At 61.1% G+C, this 15,406-nt stretch carries 14 protein-coding genes; 6 read left to right on the forward strand and 8 right to left on the reverse strand.

Going from position 1 to position 15,406, the window contains the following annotated elements; all coding sequences use genetic code 11:
- On the forward strand, nucleotides 1-486 hold a 486-nt coding region (locus VXL81_RS10305), incomplete at its 5' end, for a GDP-mannose 4,6-dehydratase (protein WP_416554116.1).
- A 128-nt stretch (nucleotides 487-614) separates the two neighbouring features.
- On the opposite strand, the gene VXL81_RS10310 is transcribed toward VXL81_RS10305, so the two are convergent.
- Both VXL81_RS10310 and VXL81_RS10315 read right to left on the reverse strand, forming a co-directional pair.
- Complete coding sequence (locus VXL81_RS10310; RefSeq protein WP_416537121.1) at nucleotides 615-1,121, reverse strand: fascin domain-containing protein; 507 nt, start codon at nucleotides 1,119-1,121, stop codon at nucleotides 615-617.
- 168 nt (nucleotides 1,122-1,289) lie between these two features.
- Nucleotides 1,290-2,174 (reverse strand): mechanosensitive ion channel family protein, encoded by an 885-nt coding sequence (locus VXL81_RS10315; protein ID WP_416554118.1) that lies wholly within the window; start codon nucleotides 2,172-2,174, stop codon nucleotides 1,290-1,292.
- A 117-nt stretch (nucleotides 2,175-2,291) separates the two neighbouring features.
- Between VXL81_RS10315 and VXL81_RS10320 the strand changes: the two genes are divergently transcribed.
- Nucleotides 2,292-3,131, forward strand: coding sequence for a formate/nitrite transporter family protein (locus tag VXL81_RS10320; protein ID WP_416554120.1), 840 nt, complete (start codon nucleotides 2,292-2,294; stop codon nucleotides 3,129-3,131).
- Nucleotides 3,132-3,250: 119 nt separating this feature from the next.
- Nucleotides 3,251-3,412, forward strand: coding sequence for a DUF1328 domain-containing protein (locus VXL81_RS10325; RefSeq protein ID WP_340544129.1), 162 nt, complete (start codon nucleotides 3,251-3,253; stop codon nucleotides 3,410-3,412).
- Between the two features lie 75 nt (nucleotides 3,413-3,487).
- On the opposite strand, the gene VXL81_RS10330 is transcribed toward VXL81_RS10325, so the two are convergent.
- Complete coding sequence (locus VXL81_RS10330; RefSeq protein WP_416554122.1) at nucleotides 3,488-4,816, reverse strand: dihydrolipoyl dehydrogenase family protein; 1,329 nt, start codon at nucleotides 4,814-4,816, stop codon at nucleotides 3,488-3,490.
- Nucleotides 4,817-4,927: 111 nt separating this feature from the next.
- Here VXL81_RS10330 and VXL81_RS10335 point away from each other — a divergent pair, with 111 nt between their 5' ends.
- Entirely contained in the window at nucleotides 4,928-5,983 is a 1,056-nt protein-coding gene (locus VXL81_RS10335; protein WP_416554124.1) for a YihY/virulence factor BrkB family protein, read from the forward strand.
- A 55-nt stretch (nucleotides 5,984-6,038) separates the two neighbouring features.
- On the opposite strand, the gene VXL81_RS10340 is transcribed toward VXL81_RS10335, so the two are convergent.
- Entirely contained in the window at nucleotides 6,039-7,310 is a 1,272-nt protein-coding gene (locus VXL81_RS10340) for an MFS transporter (RefSeq protein WP_416554126.1), read from the reverse strand.
- Nucleotides 7,311-7,430: 120 nt separating this feature from the next.
- Nucleotides 7,431-7,829 carry a helix-turn-helix domain-containing protein gene (locus VXL81_RS10345; RefSeq protein WP_340544135.1) on the reverse strand — a complete coding sequence of 133 codons (399 nt, stop codon included), beginning with the start codon at nucleotides 7,827-7,829 and terminating at the stop codon, nucleotides 7,431-7,433.
- Nucleotides 7,830-7,908: 79 nt separating this feature from the next.
- On the opposite strand from VXL81_RS10345, the gene VXL81_RS10350 reads away from it, so the two are divergent.
- Together VXL81_RS10350 and VXL81_RS10355 are read left to right on the forward strand one after the other, a co-directional pair.
- Nucleotides 7,909-9,150 carry an MFS transporter gene (locus tag VXL81_RS10350; RefSeq protein WP_416554128.1) on the forward strand — a complete coding sequence of 414 codons (1,242 nt, stop codon included), beginning with the start codon at nucleotides 7,909-7,911 and terminating at the stop codon, nucleotides 9,148-9,150.
- Between the two features lie 458 nt (nucleotides 9,151-9,608).
- Complete coding sequence (locus VXL81_RS10355) at nucleotides 9,609-10,322, forward strand: trypsin-like serine peptidase (RefSeq protein WP_340544138.1); 714 nt, start codon at nucleotides 9,609-9,611, stop codon at nucleotides 10,320-10,322.
- Nucleotides 10,323-10,522: 200 nt separating this feature from the next.
- On the opposite strand, the gene VXL81_RS10360 is transcribed toward VXL81_RS10355, so the two are convergent.
- Genes VXL81_RS10360 through VXL81_RS10370 form a run of 3 tightly spaced genes read right to left on the reverse strand, consistent with a single transcriptional unit; the run spans nucleotide 10,523 to nucleotide 15,356 of the window.
- Nucleotides 10,523-11,692 carry an HlyD family type I secretion periplasmic adaptor subunit gene (locus VXL81_RS10360; protein ID WP_340544139.1) on the reverse strand — a complete coding sequence of 390 codons (1,170 nt, stop codon included), beginning with the start codon at nucleotides 11,690-11,692 and terminating at the stop codon, nucleotides 10,523-10,525.
- Nucleotides 11,689-14,055 (reverse strand): ATP-binding cassette domain-containing protein, encoded by a 2,367-nt coding sequence (locus tag VXL81_RS10365; RefSeq protein WP_416543413.1) that lies wholly within the window; start codon nucleotides 14,053-14,055, stop codon nucleotides 11,689-11,691. Before VXL81_RS10365 ends, VXL81_RS10360 begins: the two co-directional genes overlap by 4 nt.
- On the reverse strand, nucleotides 14,052-15,356 hold the full coding sequence (locus VXL81_RS10370; protein WP_416554130.1) for a TolC family protein: 1,305 nt from the start codon (nucleotides 15,354-15,356) through the stop codon (nucleotides 14,052-14,054). Before VXL81_RS10370 ends, VXL81_RS10365 begins: the two co-directional genes overlap by 4 nt.
- Between the last annotated feature and the right edge of the window lie 50 nt (nucleotides 15,357-15,406).

The raw sequence follows: 15,406 nt of genomic DNA on the forward strand, positions 1-15,406 counted from the left end.
GAGGAGTGTCTCTATATGGGCAATATCGACAGTTTGCGCGACTGGGGCCATGCCAGGGATTACGTGCGGATGCAGTGGATGATGCTGCAGCAGGAGGCGCCCGAGGATTTCGTCATCGCCACCGGCAAGCAATATTCGGTGCGCCAGTTCATCACCTGGTCGGCGCAGGAGCTGGGGCTGACGCTGGCGTTTTCGGGCGAAGGCGAAGCGGAAATTGCCACCGTGACCGCGATTGAGGGCGATATGGCCCCGGCGCTGAAGGTGGGCGATGTGGTGCTGCGCATCGATCCGCGCTATTTCCGCCCCGCCGAGGTGGAGACGCTGCTGGGCGATCCGGGTAAGGCAAAGCAGAAACTGGGCTGGGAGCCGGAGATCACCACCGAGGAGATGTGCGCCGAAATGGTGCGCGAAGACCTCAAAACCGCCCGCCGCCACGCCCTGCTGAAAGAACACGGCATGGACCTGCCGGTCAGCACCGAGGGCTGAGGATATGGTGGCGCGCGTTCAAGAGGCTGGGAGACCCGGCCGAAGATGTGATCGTCGACAGATGCTCTGGCAATAGAAACAAGTTATCGGCCACCCCACCACGACGGGGAGGTGGCCGGGATACAGCGTCAGCCAGCGTTTGACACAAGCTCGAATGTGGCATTGTCGTTCAGCACCTGGATGCCCTGGGCGACGCCGACGCCGTTGCTGCCGAACGTCGTTGCGCCCTCCGTGTTGAGCGACAGATAATAGCCAGCAAATGTCGAGCATTCGAAGGCGAAATAATTGGCGCCGACGACACGCAGTATCCAGCGCTCGAGCCCGCCGCAACCGAACTGGCAGTTGATCGGTTTGATCTCTCCCGGCGATGGGGTGCCGATGCGCACGTAGCAATTGTTCCATGCCGCTGAGAGCAGGCCGACTGTACCGTCGTCCTGCGGTGTCAGAATAAACTGCTCCCATGAACTTGCGCCGATTTGCGCGTTGACCGTTCCGGCGCCTTCAGGGGCGGGCGCGTCGACACCGCTGCCATCCATGCGAAGATAGGCGTCGTCATAGGCCGCGCATTTGAGAGCATAGGTCAGCTTCTGCGTCGCTGATGCGGTAGCGTTCTCTTCCAGTAAACCGAGATTCATAGCAGGTACTCCTCCGTTTCAGGGAGGTTTGAATAGCATGAAACACAATCAAAGATTGAGTTAAATCGCCATCATCCCAGCGCGATGGTAGAGTGAATTGCGGCCTCGTGGCTAGGAGCGTTTGATGATCGCAAACAGTGATCCAGCGCTCGGCCACAGGGGGGTGGGTCACGCACTGGGTTTCTGCGCCGCGGCAATATCGACCGGGATCGGCGCGTTGACCGTCAGGGTTCGGTAGGGGAAGGGAATCTCGATACCCGCATCGTCCAGGGCGGATTTCACTGCACCGACAACCTGATCCCGGCTGGCGCGGATATCCACCGGTTCGGACCCGGTCCACCAGGTGATTTCGAAGTCGATGGAGGACGCGCCAAAGCTCTTGGCAAAGACCTGAATGTCGCGCACGTCGTTGCGCACCATATCGACGCCTCTGACCGCTTTTGAGATGACATCACGAGCGGCATCGACGTCTTCGCCATAGGCGACGCCGCAGATCAGCGTGGCGCGCCGCAGCTCGCGGTTGGTGCGCACTGTGACGGCGTTGTGGAACAGCTGCGCGTTGGGGACGACAACCAGTTGGCCGTCTGTCTGACGGATCCGGGTGTCGCGCACGGTGATCGCCTCGATCTGGCCCTCGGCACCCTCGCATTCGATGAAGTCGCCGATTTGAAAGGGTTCTCGCAGGAGGAGCAGAATACCAGCCAGGAAGTTTTCAAAGGTATCCTTGAAGGCAAAGCCAATCGCCACTGACCCAAGGCCAAGGGTGGTCAGCGCCTTGCCCGGCGTGATCGTGGGGAAAACGACGGTGACTGCGATCAGGCTGCCGATAAGCCACAGAAGGACGCTGGCAAGGAGCTGTAACACATCGCAGAGATTGCGTCGCAGTTTCAGCCGGCTGCTGAGCCGCCGGATGATCGTTTTTGCAGTCCAGACCAGCGCAGCTGTCAGCACCAGAACGATGATGGCAACGGCCAGACGCGGTAGCGCATCGATGGCGCCTTCCAGCCACCCCGTCAATTGGTCCATCAGTGTGGCGCTGATCTCGGCAGTCATCGACGTATCCCGTTACAGGTCTCTTGGGCTAACGCTCCGGCGTGAAAAAGGTTCCGCGCGGCGGAACCGACTGGGACGCTTGGGCGTTGAACTGGATACGGAAAACAGGAGTTGCAGATGATCGAGGCCAAGACGTCCGGCGAAGACCTCATCCAGGAAGAGTCCGAGAATGAGGCCGTCGAAGAGGCAACAGGCCTGTCTCCAAGGCTGATCTTTGAAACCATTCGTCGCAACGGTGAGGAAGAATTGGAGCGACCCGTGCGGGCGCTGTGGTGGTCTGGCATCGCTGCCGGGCTATTGATCAGCTTCTCGGTGTTGGGCAAGGCCGTTTTCAAGACCCATCTGCCAGATGCCAGCTGGTCCCCGCTTGTTGAGAACCTTGGATATTCACTAGGCTTTCTGATGGTCATCCTTGGCCGAATGCAGCTGTTCACCGAAAACACCATTACCACCGTGGTGCCGGTCATGTTGCGCGGGGACAAGGCCAGCCTGCTGCGCACCGCGCGGCTTTGGTCGGTGGTGCTGGCTGCGAATGTTGTCGGGGCCTTCCTGATTGCGTCGTTCTTTGCCCTGACCCCGGTGCTGGACCCGGCCCTGCGCGCCTCCATGGTGGAAATCAGCGAACACGCCACCGGAATGCCACCGTTTATCGGCATGATCAGCGGTATCCCGTCGGGGATCCTGATTGCCGCAATTGTCTGGATGCTGCCCTCTGCGCAGAATAGCGAAATCCCCCTGATCGTCATCTTCACCTGGCTGATTGCCGCCGGGGACTTCACCCATATCGTCGCGGGTTCGGTTGAGATGGCGTTTCTGATGGTGCAGGGCATGCTGCCTCTGGGGCAGGCTGTCTTTGGTTTTTTCCTGCCGGTCTTGGTGGGCAATATCATCGGCGGGACAGCGGTTTTCACCGTGTTGACCTACGCGCAGATCAAGCCTGAGATTGACGAGAAATAGGCGTCTGTTTCAGACCCGGTCCGCGCCAGTCAGGCGTAGGACCGGCCAAGTCTCGGAACCTTTTCCTGTCAAAAACGTTGTATTTGCAGAACCATAACGGATAGAGACGAGGATGATCGATGATGAATTGGCCACTGGTTTTTTCTCTGATTGCAGCTGCTTCGGCAGTACTGGCATTTGGTGGTGTCGCGGCAGGGGCGGCATTTGCTGCCAACGTGGTATTCCTGATTTCAATGTTCTTGCTGGGGCTCTCGCTCATCGATCGGACGCTGTGCGACTGACCGGACGACGCCTCCGATAAGAGCAGAAAAAAGACGCGACCCAGAGTGGATCGCGTCTTTTTTGTCTGCGGTATCTTACGGGCCGACCGTCTCTTCTGCAAAACTGGGGTGAATGCCGACGACTGCGTCAAGATCGTCTGCGGTGGCTCCGCTTGCGATCAGCGCGGCGAAGGGGGCGATCACCTCCGGTGCTGAGTGATCGACCAGCGCCACGCCGCTCAGCAGGGGGCCGTTGAACGATCTGTCAAAGAACGAGTTGGCAGCCGTGCCGTCGTCCAGCACATCGCTGGACAGGCCAGACACCTGTTCGCCGCCGCTGTTTGTCTGATCCATCCGGCCGACCTGCGCGACCGGCGGGATGGTATAGGCCGACTGCGGCACCAGATTGAGATCTACCTGTGCGGCGCCGTCGCCAAAGTGTTGGGTCGCAAAACAAGCGCCGTCTCGCGTCGCCACAGGGGTAAGCGGCAGACGGTCGGCAGCGTCGCCGACCGCGTAGATGCCGGGAATGGATGTTTGGAAATGCTCATCAATGGCCAGCGCGCCGGATTTCGCATGGACGATGCCCTGCACCCCTGGCCCAAGGGTGTCGGTGTTTGGTACTCTCCCAATGGCGGCTATCACCTGATCCGCATATTGGATGCTGCCATCGTCGAAGCTGACTTTGAACATTGTCCCGTTGAAGTCGATCTGCTTCGGCTTGCGGCCAAAGCCGATGGTGACGCCCTGTTTCTGAAGACCGGCCTGCACGCAGGCGATCGCCGGTGCGTGAAATTGATCAAGCAGTCTGTCGCCATCGGTCATCAGCTGCACCTCGCTGCCAAAAGCCGCGAAGATACTGGCGAACTCACATCCGATATAGCCGCCGCCGATAATCAGCAGCCGCCCCGGTAAATCACTCCACCCAAAGACATCATCACTTGTGGCGGCCAGATCACCGCCCGGAATATCCAACGCGTGCGGGCGCGCCCCGGTCGCAAGCAACAGTTTTCCGGGCTGGAAAACCTCACCACCGGCGTGAATCTGGCCCGCTTCGCCAATCTCGGCAGTGGCGCGCAGCAGGCGCACACCGGCCTGTTGCAATTGATCCTCGAAGTGGTGGTTGAGGTGGTCAATCTTGGCATCGGAGCGACGGCGCAGCGCGGCGAAATCAAAGTCCGGCAGGGCCGTCAGGCCAACCTTGGCCATATCACGGTGGCTCTGGCGATGGGCCGCGGCTTTCCACATCAGCTTCTTCGGGGTGCAGCCGCGGTTGACGCAGGTTCCGCCCAGCTCAGCCTGTTCGATCATCACGACCGAGGCCCCCAGCCGCGCTGCCGCCTTGGCGGCCGCCAGCCCGCCGGAACCGCCTCCTATGACCACCAGATCGTGGGAAGCAGCCGGGTGATGGGTGAAGTGGCTCATGGTTGTCTCCAATTGGATTGCGTCAAAACCTCAACTCGCGGGCAAAGGCTAAGTTCCAAGAAACAAAACGCCATCTTGCTGCGTTGAGTTGGCAACGCGGGAGACAGCCTCATGCCAAAACAGTCAGATCACAGCTCAACCTCCAAGTCGGGGACGACCACCACCACCGACCAGTCGAAAACAGCCCCCAACCTCGACCGCAGCGGTCCACCGAGTGACCCCGGACGGGACCGGAGCGGGCAGACACAGGATGGATCGCTTGCGCAACTGGCGTCGTTTATGAAACTGCTCTGGCGGGCCTGGGGCCGGATGGGACAGGCCAACGGCGGGCTGCTCGCCGCCGGAGTCGCCTTTTACGGCCTCCTGTCGGTTTTTCCAGGTATTACGGCAGCGGTTGCTCTGTTTGGTCTGATTGCGGATCCAACCCTGATCACTGCACAGGCTGCTTGGCTGACCGGGCTGTTGCCACCGTCGGCTGCGGATCTGGTCAATCAGCAGTTGGTGCAGGTAGCGGGCGCGCGCCCAGAGTCGCTGGGCTGGGCCGCCGCGGTTTCCGCTGCTCTGGCGCTTTGGTCCGCATCGCGTGGCACCGACAGTATGATCCAGGGGCTGAACGTGATTTTTGGCACCCGGGAAGGGCGCAGTTTCATCGTTCTGAAGGCGATGACTGTCGGCATTACTTTCACGGCCATTATTGGCGGGTGTGTCCTGCTGCTGGTCGTTGCAGCGATACCCGCCGCGGCTGCGCTCCTGGGCGAGTCAGCGTTGTTGTCGATGGTGACCCAACTCCTGCGCTGGCCCCTGATGTTCGCAGTCGGCATCGCTGGAATTTCGGCGCTCTATCGATTTGGACCGGACCGGTCGGGGGATGGCTGGCAGCTGTTCACGCCCGGCGCGATACTGAGTTGTACGCTTTGGGTCGTCGGCAGCATCGGGTTCAGCCTCTATGTGCAAGCTTTCGGCAGCTACAACGAAACCTTTGGTGCCCTCTCGGGGGTGATCGTTCTGCTGACCTGGATGTGGTTGTCTGCTTTTGTGATCCTGTTCGGGGCCGGGCTTGATGCCGAGCGCCGCGCGGTGGTGAAAACCGGCCATTCTGTACCGGGTGACGCGCCGCGTGAAGACAAGCTGACAGCGGATCACGTGCCAGCTCCCCACGCCGCCTAACCGAGCGATGGGATCGGGAGAGGCGACAGGGAGATGACGGGGGCCAGTTGGGGTGTTAGCCTTCGGCATCCTCCTGCACTTCGCTCAACCGTGAGCCAAGTGCCGCGCCCAGCCCGCTAAGCAGGGCGAGGAGCGCCAGAACCGGTGCTGCGCCAACAGCATCGGCCAGCAGCCCAAAGCCCCCACCCAGCAGCAACAGCACGCCAATCATCGTGTTGGAAAGTGCGGTATAGACCGATGTGTGACCATCCGTATCCATATCGGTCAGATGTGTTTTTCGACCGGCGCGCGCGCCTTGATAGGCGATCTGGGCGACAAAGACGAAGCAGGCCACCACGGCACTGGCAACAACGCCCTCACCCCAGCCGAACGCCGCCGCCGCCGCCAGCGTCACAGCGCTCAGCGCACCCGACACCATCAGGGTTTGGCGGCTTGATCGGTCCGATAGCTTGCCCCAGATGTAGGAGGAGACAATCGCAGCAATGGAGGAGGCCAGCACCAGCAGCCCGAGATTGCCAAAGCCGCTTTCGGCGTCGCGTCCACCAAGCATCACCAGAAACGGCGGCGCCAAGGCGGTTGAGATCAGCAGCGCCCGGGTGCCGATGTAACGCCGCAACTCGCTGTCCTGCCGCAACGGGCGCAACAGCTCCTGCGGGCTGAAGCCTTCTTCAGACTGAGGCTCGGCTTCTGGCTCGTTCAATCGTGCAAAGACGGCAGCGGCACCGAGCCAAAGCAGGCCTGATACGGCAACAACCAGCGAGATGGCCATCGGGCTGCGGGGCAATAGCCCGGTGCTGAGCAAAATCGCAAACAGAAACACACCGCTGGCGGCGACGGTTCCCGCCGTTCCCGAGACGGACCCCCGTTTGCCCTTGTCCACGGTTCGGGCGAGGATGTCCTTGTAGCTGGCGCTACACGCCGACCGCGCCAGGGCCAGCATGGCAAGGCAGCCCAGAATGACCCAGCCTGCCATGACACCTGGTAGCAGCAGGGCAGCGGCGGCAATGCCAAGCGCAGCGAGACCTTGAAGCGCCGATCCGGCAGCCCAATAGTATTTGCGATATCGGCTTTGTTCGATCCGCTGGGCAAGGACCAGCTGCGGCAGGAGCGATCCTGATTCCCGCACCGGGACCAGCACCCCAATCAGATAGCCCGGCGCACCGATTGCGTTCATCAGCCAGGCCAGCACCAGTTTGGGATCAATCAAACCATCGGCCAGCTTCGTCGCAGTGAGGGCGGTGACATGGGTCGCAACCCGGCGGGCGGCTTTGGGATCGGAAGCCTCAGACCCGGCCGTCAGCTTATACGTCAATTTTGCAAAACCCATTTCAGTCTCCGCCTCGCGCTGTTCCGATATCCTCTGCGATATGTGGCAACGGGCGCAGAAGTCTACGATCACATACAATTGCCGCCAGAAAGCGTCGCCGAAGGAGGAGGTGGCCCGGTTTCAGCCGCGGGTCCGTCGCGCGACCTTCAGGAGCCGTTGAAAGGTTGGGCATTCCATATGCGATGGCGCAGGGCAGTCGGCCACATGGCGGATCGCGTCACGAAGCGTCGACAGGTTGCGGATCTGTTGATCCAGCTTGTCCGCCCTTTGGTGCAGCTCATCGCGTGGCAGATCCGGCCGCCCATCCGAGCCAAACATCCCCGAAATTTCCGCCAGCGAGAAATCGGCTGCCTTGCCAAGCGCGATGACCGATAGCTGCAACAAGGTCTCAGGCCCGAATTGCCGCCGCAATCCCTTGCGCGCGAGCGAGGTGATCAGGCCGAGCTCTTCGTAATACCGCAATGTGGCGGGGGTGACGCCACATCGGGCGGCTACTTCTCCGATGTCGTACAGGCGCATCGCTCTTTCCTCTTGACCTAAAGTGGGCTTGAAGTTGCAGGCTGCGCCAGAATGCTCACACCCACAAGAGGAGACTGGCATGTCTGTACCGGCAGCCCCGATTTCTGATGCCGTCTGGAAGGATCCGCGCGCGCTGGCCCTGCTATTCGCCGCAACCCTGACCATTATGGCGAACGCCACCATCAGCCCGGCCCTTCCCGGGCTTGAGGCCGAGTTCGCCGATACGCCGAATGCGGCCTTGCTGACGCGGTTCCTGGTCTCTGCACCGTCGCTGTCGGTTCTGATCTGCGCGCCGCTCGCCGGGTGGATGGCGGATAGGTACGGGCGGCGCTGGATGCTGTTGCTGGGTATTGCGTTGTTTGCCGTCAGCGGCGCCGCAGGGGCGGTGCTGCCGAACCTGCCGGCGATCATGATCAGCAGGTTGCTCTTGGGCGTGGCGGTGGCAATGATCATGACTGCCCAGACAGCGCTGATCGGCGATTATTTCACCGGCGACGCGCGGCGTTCTATGATGGGTTTGCAGACATCGGCACGCAACTTCGGGGGGCTGATCTTCATCACCTCAGCTGGGGCGCTGGCGGTGATCTCAACCCGGCTTCCCTTTGCGATTTACGCGGTTGCGATCCTTCTTTTGCCGCTGGTTTGGCGTTACCTGGCAGAGCCGGATCCGGCCCAGCGGAGCGAAACCGCAACCGGATCAACCGAGGGCGCAGCCCGTTCGGCTTGGCCTGTGCTGCTTGTCGGCTTGGCATCGTTGCAGATGATTACCAGTCTGGTTTTCTTCATGATGCCGACACAGCTGCCATTTTTTCTGGCGACGCAGGCTGGCGATCATTCCGCAAAAACTGGGCTTCTGTTGGGGGTGCTGACACTATCTGGCGGGATGACAGGTTTTCTTTACCTGCGCATCAATCGCTGGCTCGGTGCGGCGGGCGCCTACGCATTGGGATATGCCTTGATGAGCAGCGGGTTTCTGATGCTGACGGGGGGCGGCACCCTGTGGCAAAGCCTGGCGATGGTCGCCATCGGTTCCGGATTGGCCACGGTGATGCCGAATTTCGTTGCGCTGGCCTTGGCGCTGTCACCCGCCTCGCGGCGCGGCGTTGTGGCGGGCGCGTTGATGGCATCGGTGTTCCTGGGACAGATCCTGTCGCCTGCCGTCAGCATACCCGGCATTGCGACCCTGGGGTTTCTGGAGATGTTTCGTGCGGCGGCTGTGCTGCTGATCTGCCTGGCGATTGGCGCTACTATGTGGGCCCTGATTCCCCGGCTCTATGCGATTCTTCTTGAGCCGATCAGGGGGCTGCGCCGCTCCAGATAGGTCGAATTGGCAGCATCACACCACCGCGCGTTAAGATATTGCAGATAAACCCTAAGGGAAGGTTAAGGCGGAGTTTTGGTTATTTGAAAGTTAAAACGGCTCTTCCTGTGCTCTGTCGACCGACCTGCCGCGCGGCGCCTGCGGCAATGTGGCAACCCTGCCGCACGGTGGCCGTAATGCCATCGTCAGCTGCCAGCGACCGGCTGCAGCCTGATTTGCCACCGTGAGAATTTATTAAGCGATCACAAAGGTTTGCTAAAAAGTTAATAAAACACCCGAGAAATTGTGTGCGCTCTGCGGTTTTTTTGCGATGATGGGGCATCAAAACCCTGGGGGGGGTCCTGATTTGTGTAGAGAGACTTATTTTCCGCATGGTTTCGGCCATGTCGGGCAGTTTTGCGTCTCATTCCAGCCGCACGCTTGAACCAAGGTGTGAGCGTGGGAATTTGGAGTGGGCGATGAAACGCATTTTTGCTGCTTTTGCGGCATGCCTCCTGTTTGGCATGCCTGATAGCTCTGCTGCGGAAGATCCGCAGTCGAGCATCACCTCCGTTATTGGATGGGAAGCCGTGGGTCGGCTGAACATTTCAGGACGGAATATGTGTACCGGGGCCTTGGTGGCACCCGATCTGGTCGTGACGGCGGCGCATTGCGTCTACAACCCCGACACCGGCCGCCAGGTTGATCCGACCAGCATCCGGTTCGAAGCGGGGCTGAACGGGCGACATGCCAAGGCGGCGCGGTCTGTCACCAAGGCGGTTGTCCACCCGAGCTACGAGTATCAGCCACTCGGCGATTCACAATTGGGCAGCGATATTGCGATCCTGCGTCTGGATCGGCCAATCAGCCGCAACATGATCCAGCCCTTTGAACTGGCCAATCGTCCGGCGCGCGGGGCGTCGGTTGAAGTGCTGTCTTATTCGATGGCGCAGCAGAACCGTCCAAATCTGGAACAGAACTGCCACGTTCTGGCGCGACAGGCGCAGGTCGTGGTGATGACGTGCCGGGTTGATTTCGGTGCGTCAGGCGCGCCTGTCTTTGACGTCGTTCCGGGCCGGATGCCGCGACTGGTCTCGGTTATCTCGGCCAAAGCGGCGATGGGCAATCGTCGGGTCTCAATCGGAACTTCGTTTGATCAGACCGTTCTGGCGATGATGCGGTCCGCCAGCTGATGGTACGATACGGGGACAAACCGGCATTCAGACCGGTCGAGCAGACCCCGTTCATCCATCTTGCGAAGGATCTCTAGGCAGCACCGATCCGAGGAAACCAGCTGACGGCCGCAGATGCACGCCGGTTTTCTCCAAGCGATCAACCTCTTAGACAGCCCCCCTGCATCCAATTGGATCGCGGGGTTTCTGGATGTGTTGCCTTAGGGTTCGCGCAGGGCCTCGCGGGATTTATACAGCGGTTTCAGCATGTAGTTCAGGATCGTTTTGCTGCCGGTCTGCAATTCAGCGGTGGCGCGCATCCCGGGGCGGATCTCGATGGCTTGCTGGCGTTCGGTAAATTCGGAACGATCAACCTTCACCGTCACCCGGTAGTACGGCTCTGCACGGGGGTTGCGCTCGTCTTCGAAGGTATCGGGCGAGACAAAATCCACCTTGCCGCGCAGCGATCCGTAGATGGTGTAATCATAAGCTGAAAGCTTGATCGTGGCATCCTGGCCGGGTTGGACGCTGGCGATGTTTTCGGGCTTCACCCGTGCCTCTACAAACATTTCCTCGCCGAGCGGGATGATCTCGACGATTTCCTCACCGGGGCGGATCACGCCGCCGATGGTGGTGACCGCAAGGCTGTTGACGATCCCGGCCATGGGCGAGGTGATCACGGTTCGGTCAAGCTGATCCTGCGCCAGCCGCAGCTCCTGCCGGTATGAGGTCAGCTCGCGAAGGGTTTTGGAGTAATCCTCCGCCAGCTCCAGCTCTGACTGGGTGCCAATTTCATTGTATTTGGCCTGGGCGTCGCTCACGGCCTTTTGCGCGCGGTTGACCTCAATCAACGCCACGATCTCTTTCTTGTAGAGACGCTGCATATTGGCCAGTTCGTCCTTTAGCTGGTCGAGGATCTCGCGGGCGCTGGCGCGGCGACTGGTGAAATCGGTCTGCCGGGCATTCAGCAGCGCACGCTCCGAGGTGTAGATGCCTGGGGAGCGTTCGGCCAGATCGTCGGGAACATTGAAATCAAACGCACCCTCCAGTTCGGCCTCAAGCCTGTATTGCTTGATTTCCAACGCGTCGATCCGGTCCTGCAGATCATCAGCGGCGGCGCGGAACTTGGTATCCTGCAGACGGGCGAGGATCTGCCCGGCCTTCACCGTGTCGCCCTGATGCACATGGAGTTCGGCAAGAATGCCGCCTTCAAGGTTCTGCACGATCTGAGAGCGCGAGGAGGACACAACCTCGCCGTCGGCACGAACGATTTCGTCGACCCAAGCAAAGCTGGCCCAGATCAGAAACACCACCAGAGCGCCCGCCGCCAGATAGATGATGCGGCTCGCCCCGCGCGAGGTTTCGCGAAGATCGTAGCCGGTCGAGGTCATTTGCCCTCACCTGCGGCAAGATGTGCCAGAACCTGATCACGCGGTCCGTCGACCACCATGCGCCCGGATTGCAGGATCAGCGTCCGGTTGGTCAGCGACAGGATCGGCATCCGATGTGTCGCAATCACGGTCGTGCGACCCTCCAGCCAGGTTTCCAGACGGCTGACCAATGTGCGTTCCAGCGTTTGGTCCAGTGCGGCAGTGGGTTCATCCAGAAGCACAATTGACGGGTTCTGCAACCACAGGCGCGCCCAGCCGATCGACTGGCGCTGCCCGATGGACAGCCCGCCGCCACCGTCGAAGATTTCCAGATCGAGGCCCTTGTGGTGATTGCGCACATGGGCGCCGAGGCCTGCAAAATCCAGCGCCGTCATCAGCCGGTCGTCGTCGCGTTCCAGCTGGTTGAGGTTCAGGTTCTCGCGCAGCGTCCCGGCAAACAGCCGCACATCCTGGCTGAGATAGCCGATATGGCGGCGCAGGTCGCGCGGGTCGATCTGGGTCATGTCGGTGCCGTCAATCATCACCCGGCCACGGTCCGGCGCATAAAGTCCCGACATCAGTTTCAACAGCGTCGATTTCCCGGAGCCGTTGACGCCAAGAACCGCAACCCGCTGGCCGGGGGTAACGGCAACGCCCGGCACGTCCAGCGTCGGGGCGCCGTCTTCGTCATAGCGAAACATCACTTCGCGCAGTTCGAACCGGCCTTGCAGGCTGTCGCGGCGCAGATAAGAGCGTTCGTCTTCTTTTTCCTGAGCGGAGTTGGCGATGGCGTCCAGTCCTTCCAGCGCACCTTTGACGTTGCTCCAGCGGGCCAGCGTGGCGGCAAACTGGGTCAGAGGTGCCAGCGTGCGGCTGGTCAGAATACCGGTTGCGATGATGGTACCGACGGTGAACTCACCGGCGAAAACCATCAGAGTGCCCACCACGACAGAGCCGATATAGGTGGCCTGCTGGACCCCCTGCGACCAATGGGTAAGCGCGCTGGCAAGGCGGCGCTGCTCGGTCGCGGCATGAGTGGAGAGCGTGTTCAGCTCATCCCAGAGCCGCAGAACCCGGTCTTCGCCACGCTGGCTCTTCAGCGTGTCCAGCTCGTTCACGACCTCATGCAGCAGGCGTCCGGCTTTGGCATTTGCGCCCTGTGTCTGACGTGTCAGCGCGATCATGCGCTTCTGCATGAAATAGGCGGGCAGCAGCATCAGGATGCCACCTGCAATGATAATCCAGACGATCGGGCCCGCAATCGATGCCACCAGCAGCAGGAACACGGCGATGAACGGAATGTCGGCCAGTGTTGAAATCGTGGTGGAGGTAAAGAACTCGCGCACCGATCCGAAATCGCGCATCGCGGCAAACAGACCTGAGGGGGGCAGTGGTTTCTTGTCAGAGCGCATCCCGATCAACCGCCGCATCAGGTTGTTCTGCACCGACAGCTCGATCTGGCGTCCGGCGGCATCTGTCAGCCGGGCACGCGCCAGCTTCAGCAGTGCTTCCAGCATGATCGCAAGGAAGGCGCCGACTGCCAGCACCCAGAGCGTCGCATGGGACTGGTGAGGAACCACGCGGTCATAGACCTGCAGCGAGAACAGCGCGACTGAGACGGCCAGAATATTGGCAACCAGCGAGCCGAGCATGATCTCGCCGACCTGACGGCGGTATTTGGGGAACTCACCCCAGAACCAGTGATCGCTTTCCAGCTGCGGTGTATGGCGGGCGGCGATCTGTTTCAAGGAATTGCGTGCGCCCAGCGTTGTGCCGGTGAAATAGGGACCGAACTCGGCCACCGGCACATCCGCGCGATTATCTGTGCAAGTGGTGTCATAGACGCTCAGCATATCCCGGCTTTGCGACAGGACCAGAACGCATTGACCATTGTTCATCATGGCCAGCGCGGGCCAGCTTTCGGGGATGAGCGGCACCTGATGATTGATCTGCGCCTGCATCCCCGTGGTCTGAAGCGCACGGGCAAGCGAGTCGACGGAGACATCGCCCGGATCATTGCGCCACATATGTTCGGCAAGGTCGCTGAGGGCGACATTCGTGCCTTTAAGGGCTGCAAAGGTCGCGATGAGCGCGGCGCGATGCTGAATACGCGCTGTTGCGTCCTCGATCAGCGCGCTGACCTCGCCCACGTTGCCATCCTCCAGCAGGCCGGTCAGATCGACATCGGGCATCGGTGGGGTCGCGGGACCGGGGGCCGGCGCAGGGGCGGCAGCGGCCGGCGCCAGATGTGGCGTCGACTGGGTATCAATGGCGCGCAGCACCGGTTTGCCACCACTAGCACGTCCTGCCGTCCCGGTGTCGCGCGGGGCAGGGGGGACGGTCCGCAGCACGGTGTCATCTGTCGGGCGGTTGGAATTGCTCAAATCCGGTCCCCATCGGCCAATAGTCCCATATCGCTTGCCAGCGCCAGCTGGATCAGAACGACTTCGTATTTTGCGTCGATATGGGCGTGTTCGCGGCGTACCACCTCTTCATAGATGGATACCACATCCATGACCGAGCGTTGCCCGGCCTTAAACTGTGCCTGAAACAGGCGATAAGTCTCGCGGCTGGTCTGCGCCAGGGATGCCGCTTCGGCCTCTTGCCTACGATAAGAGGCGAGGCGCTGCATCTGGCGACTGAAATCGCGGCGTGCATCTTCCTCGGCCTCGGATACCTGCCGTTTGGCAATTTCCTTGGAGGCTTCGATCGCTTTCAGCGCCGCAGGCGTGCCAAGGCCAAAGGGCTGCGCCAGATCAAGGGTCAGTCCGGCTCCCGAACCATCGCTGGTGACATTGCCCGCGGCTGAGACCTGCGGCAGCAGCCCTGCGCGCTCCATCTTGGCCTGTTCGACACTGCGGGTGGCCTCGGCTTCGGCTTTGAGAACGGTGAGATAGGCACCGGCCTCCGGCGGGGTCGCCAGTTGCAGGTGGCTTGGCGTCCCGTCAAAGCTCTGACCGGTCATCGCCCTGAGTTCGGCTGTTGAGGTGGTGGTGGCGTCCTTGGCCGTGGCCACGGCTGAGCGGATGCTGTTGATCTTGCTCTGCACTACGTTGAGGTCGGACCGGTCCGACACGCCGCCATCAACGCGCCCCTTCACGATACGTTCAAATTCATACATCCGCGACAGCGCGCGGGTGCCGATCGCAGCTTTCTCAGCGCCGCGCAGGCCCGCGACATAGAGGCCCAAGGCCGTCTCTACACGGCTGTTCATGTCAATCGAGAGGTTGACCGCTGCGACTTCGACATCGGCGGCGGCAAAGGCGCGCTCGGCCTTGCGGCGTCCATTGTCGAACAACACCTGTTCAATCAGGATACCCGCCACCAGATCCCCGAGATCGGTGAGGCTGACAGAGGGGCCAAGCGTCGGCAGCCAGTTCTTGGATTTGGCCTCCGCACGCAGTTTGGCGCTGGTCAGCTCGGCCTCGGCAGCGCGGGCAGAGGCGGAAATCGCGGATTGCGCAACAACGTCATAGACACTGCCGTCTTCAAGCAGGGACTGACGCTGCATCAGGGTTGAGATCACCACCGAGGGGTTTTTGGCATCCGGCTGGGCAAAGCTGCTGGCGCGTCGATTGACATCGGTTTCGGCGCCTTCGCCGGTTTTGGCAAAGGGCAGGGACTGCATGCAGGCCGACAGGCAGCACAACAGTGCCACCGCGCCAATGGGTCGTCCCAATTGCATTCTGCCCCCTCGCATCGCCTGTGCCCTTACCCTTGTTGCCGGGTAGTTTT

The organism is Phaeobacter sp. JH204B, assembly GCF_048055755.1.
Lineage (GTDB): Bacteria > Pseudomonadota > Alphaproteobacteria > Rhodobacterales > Rhodobacteraceae > Phaeobacter > Phaeobacter bryozoorum.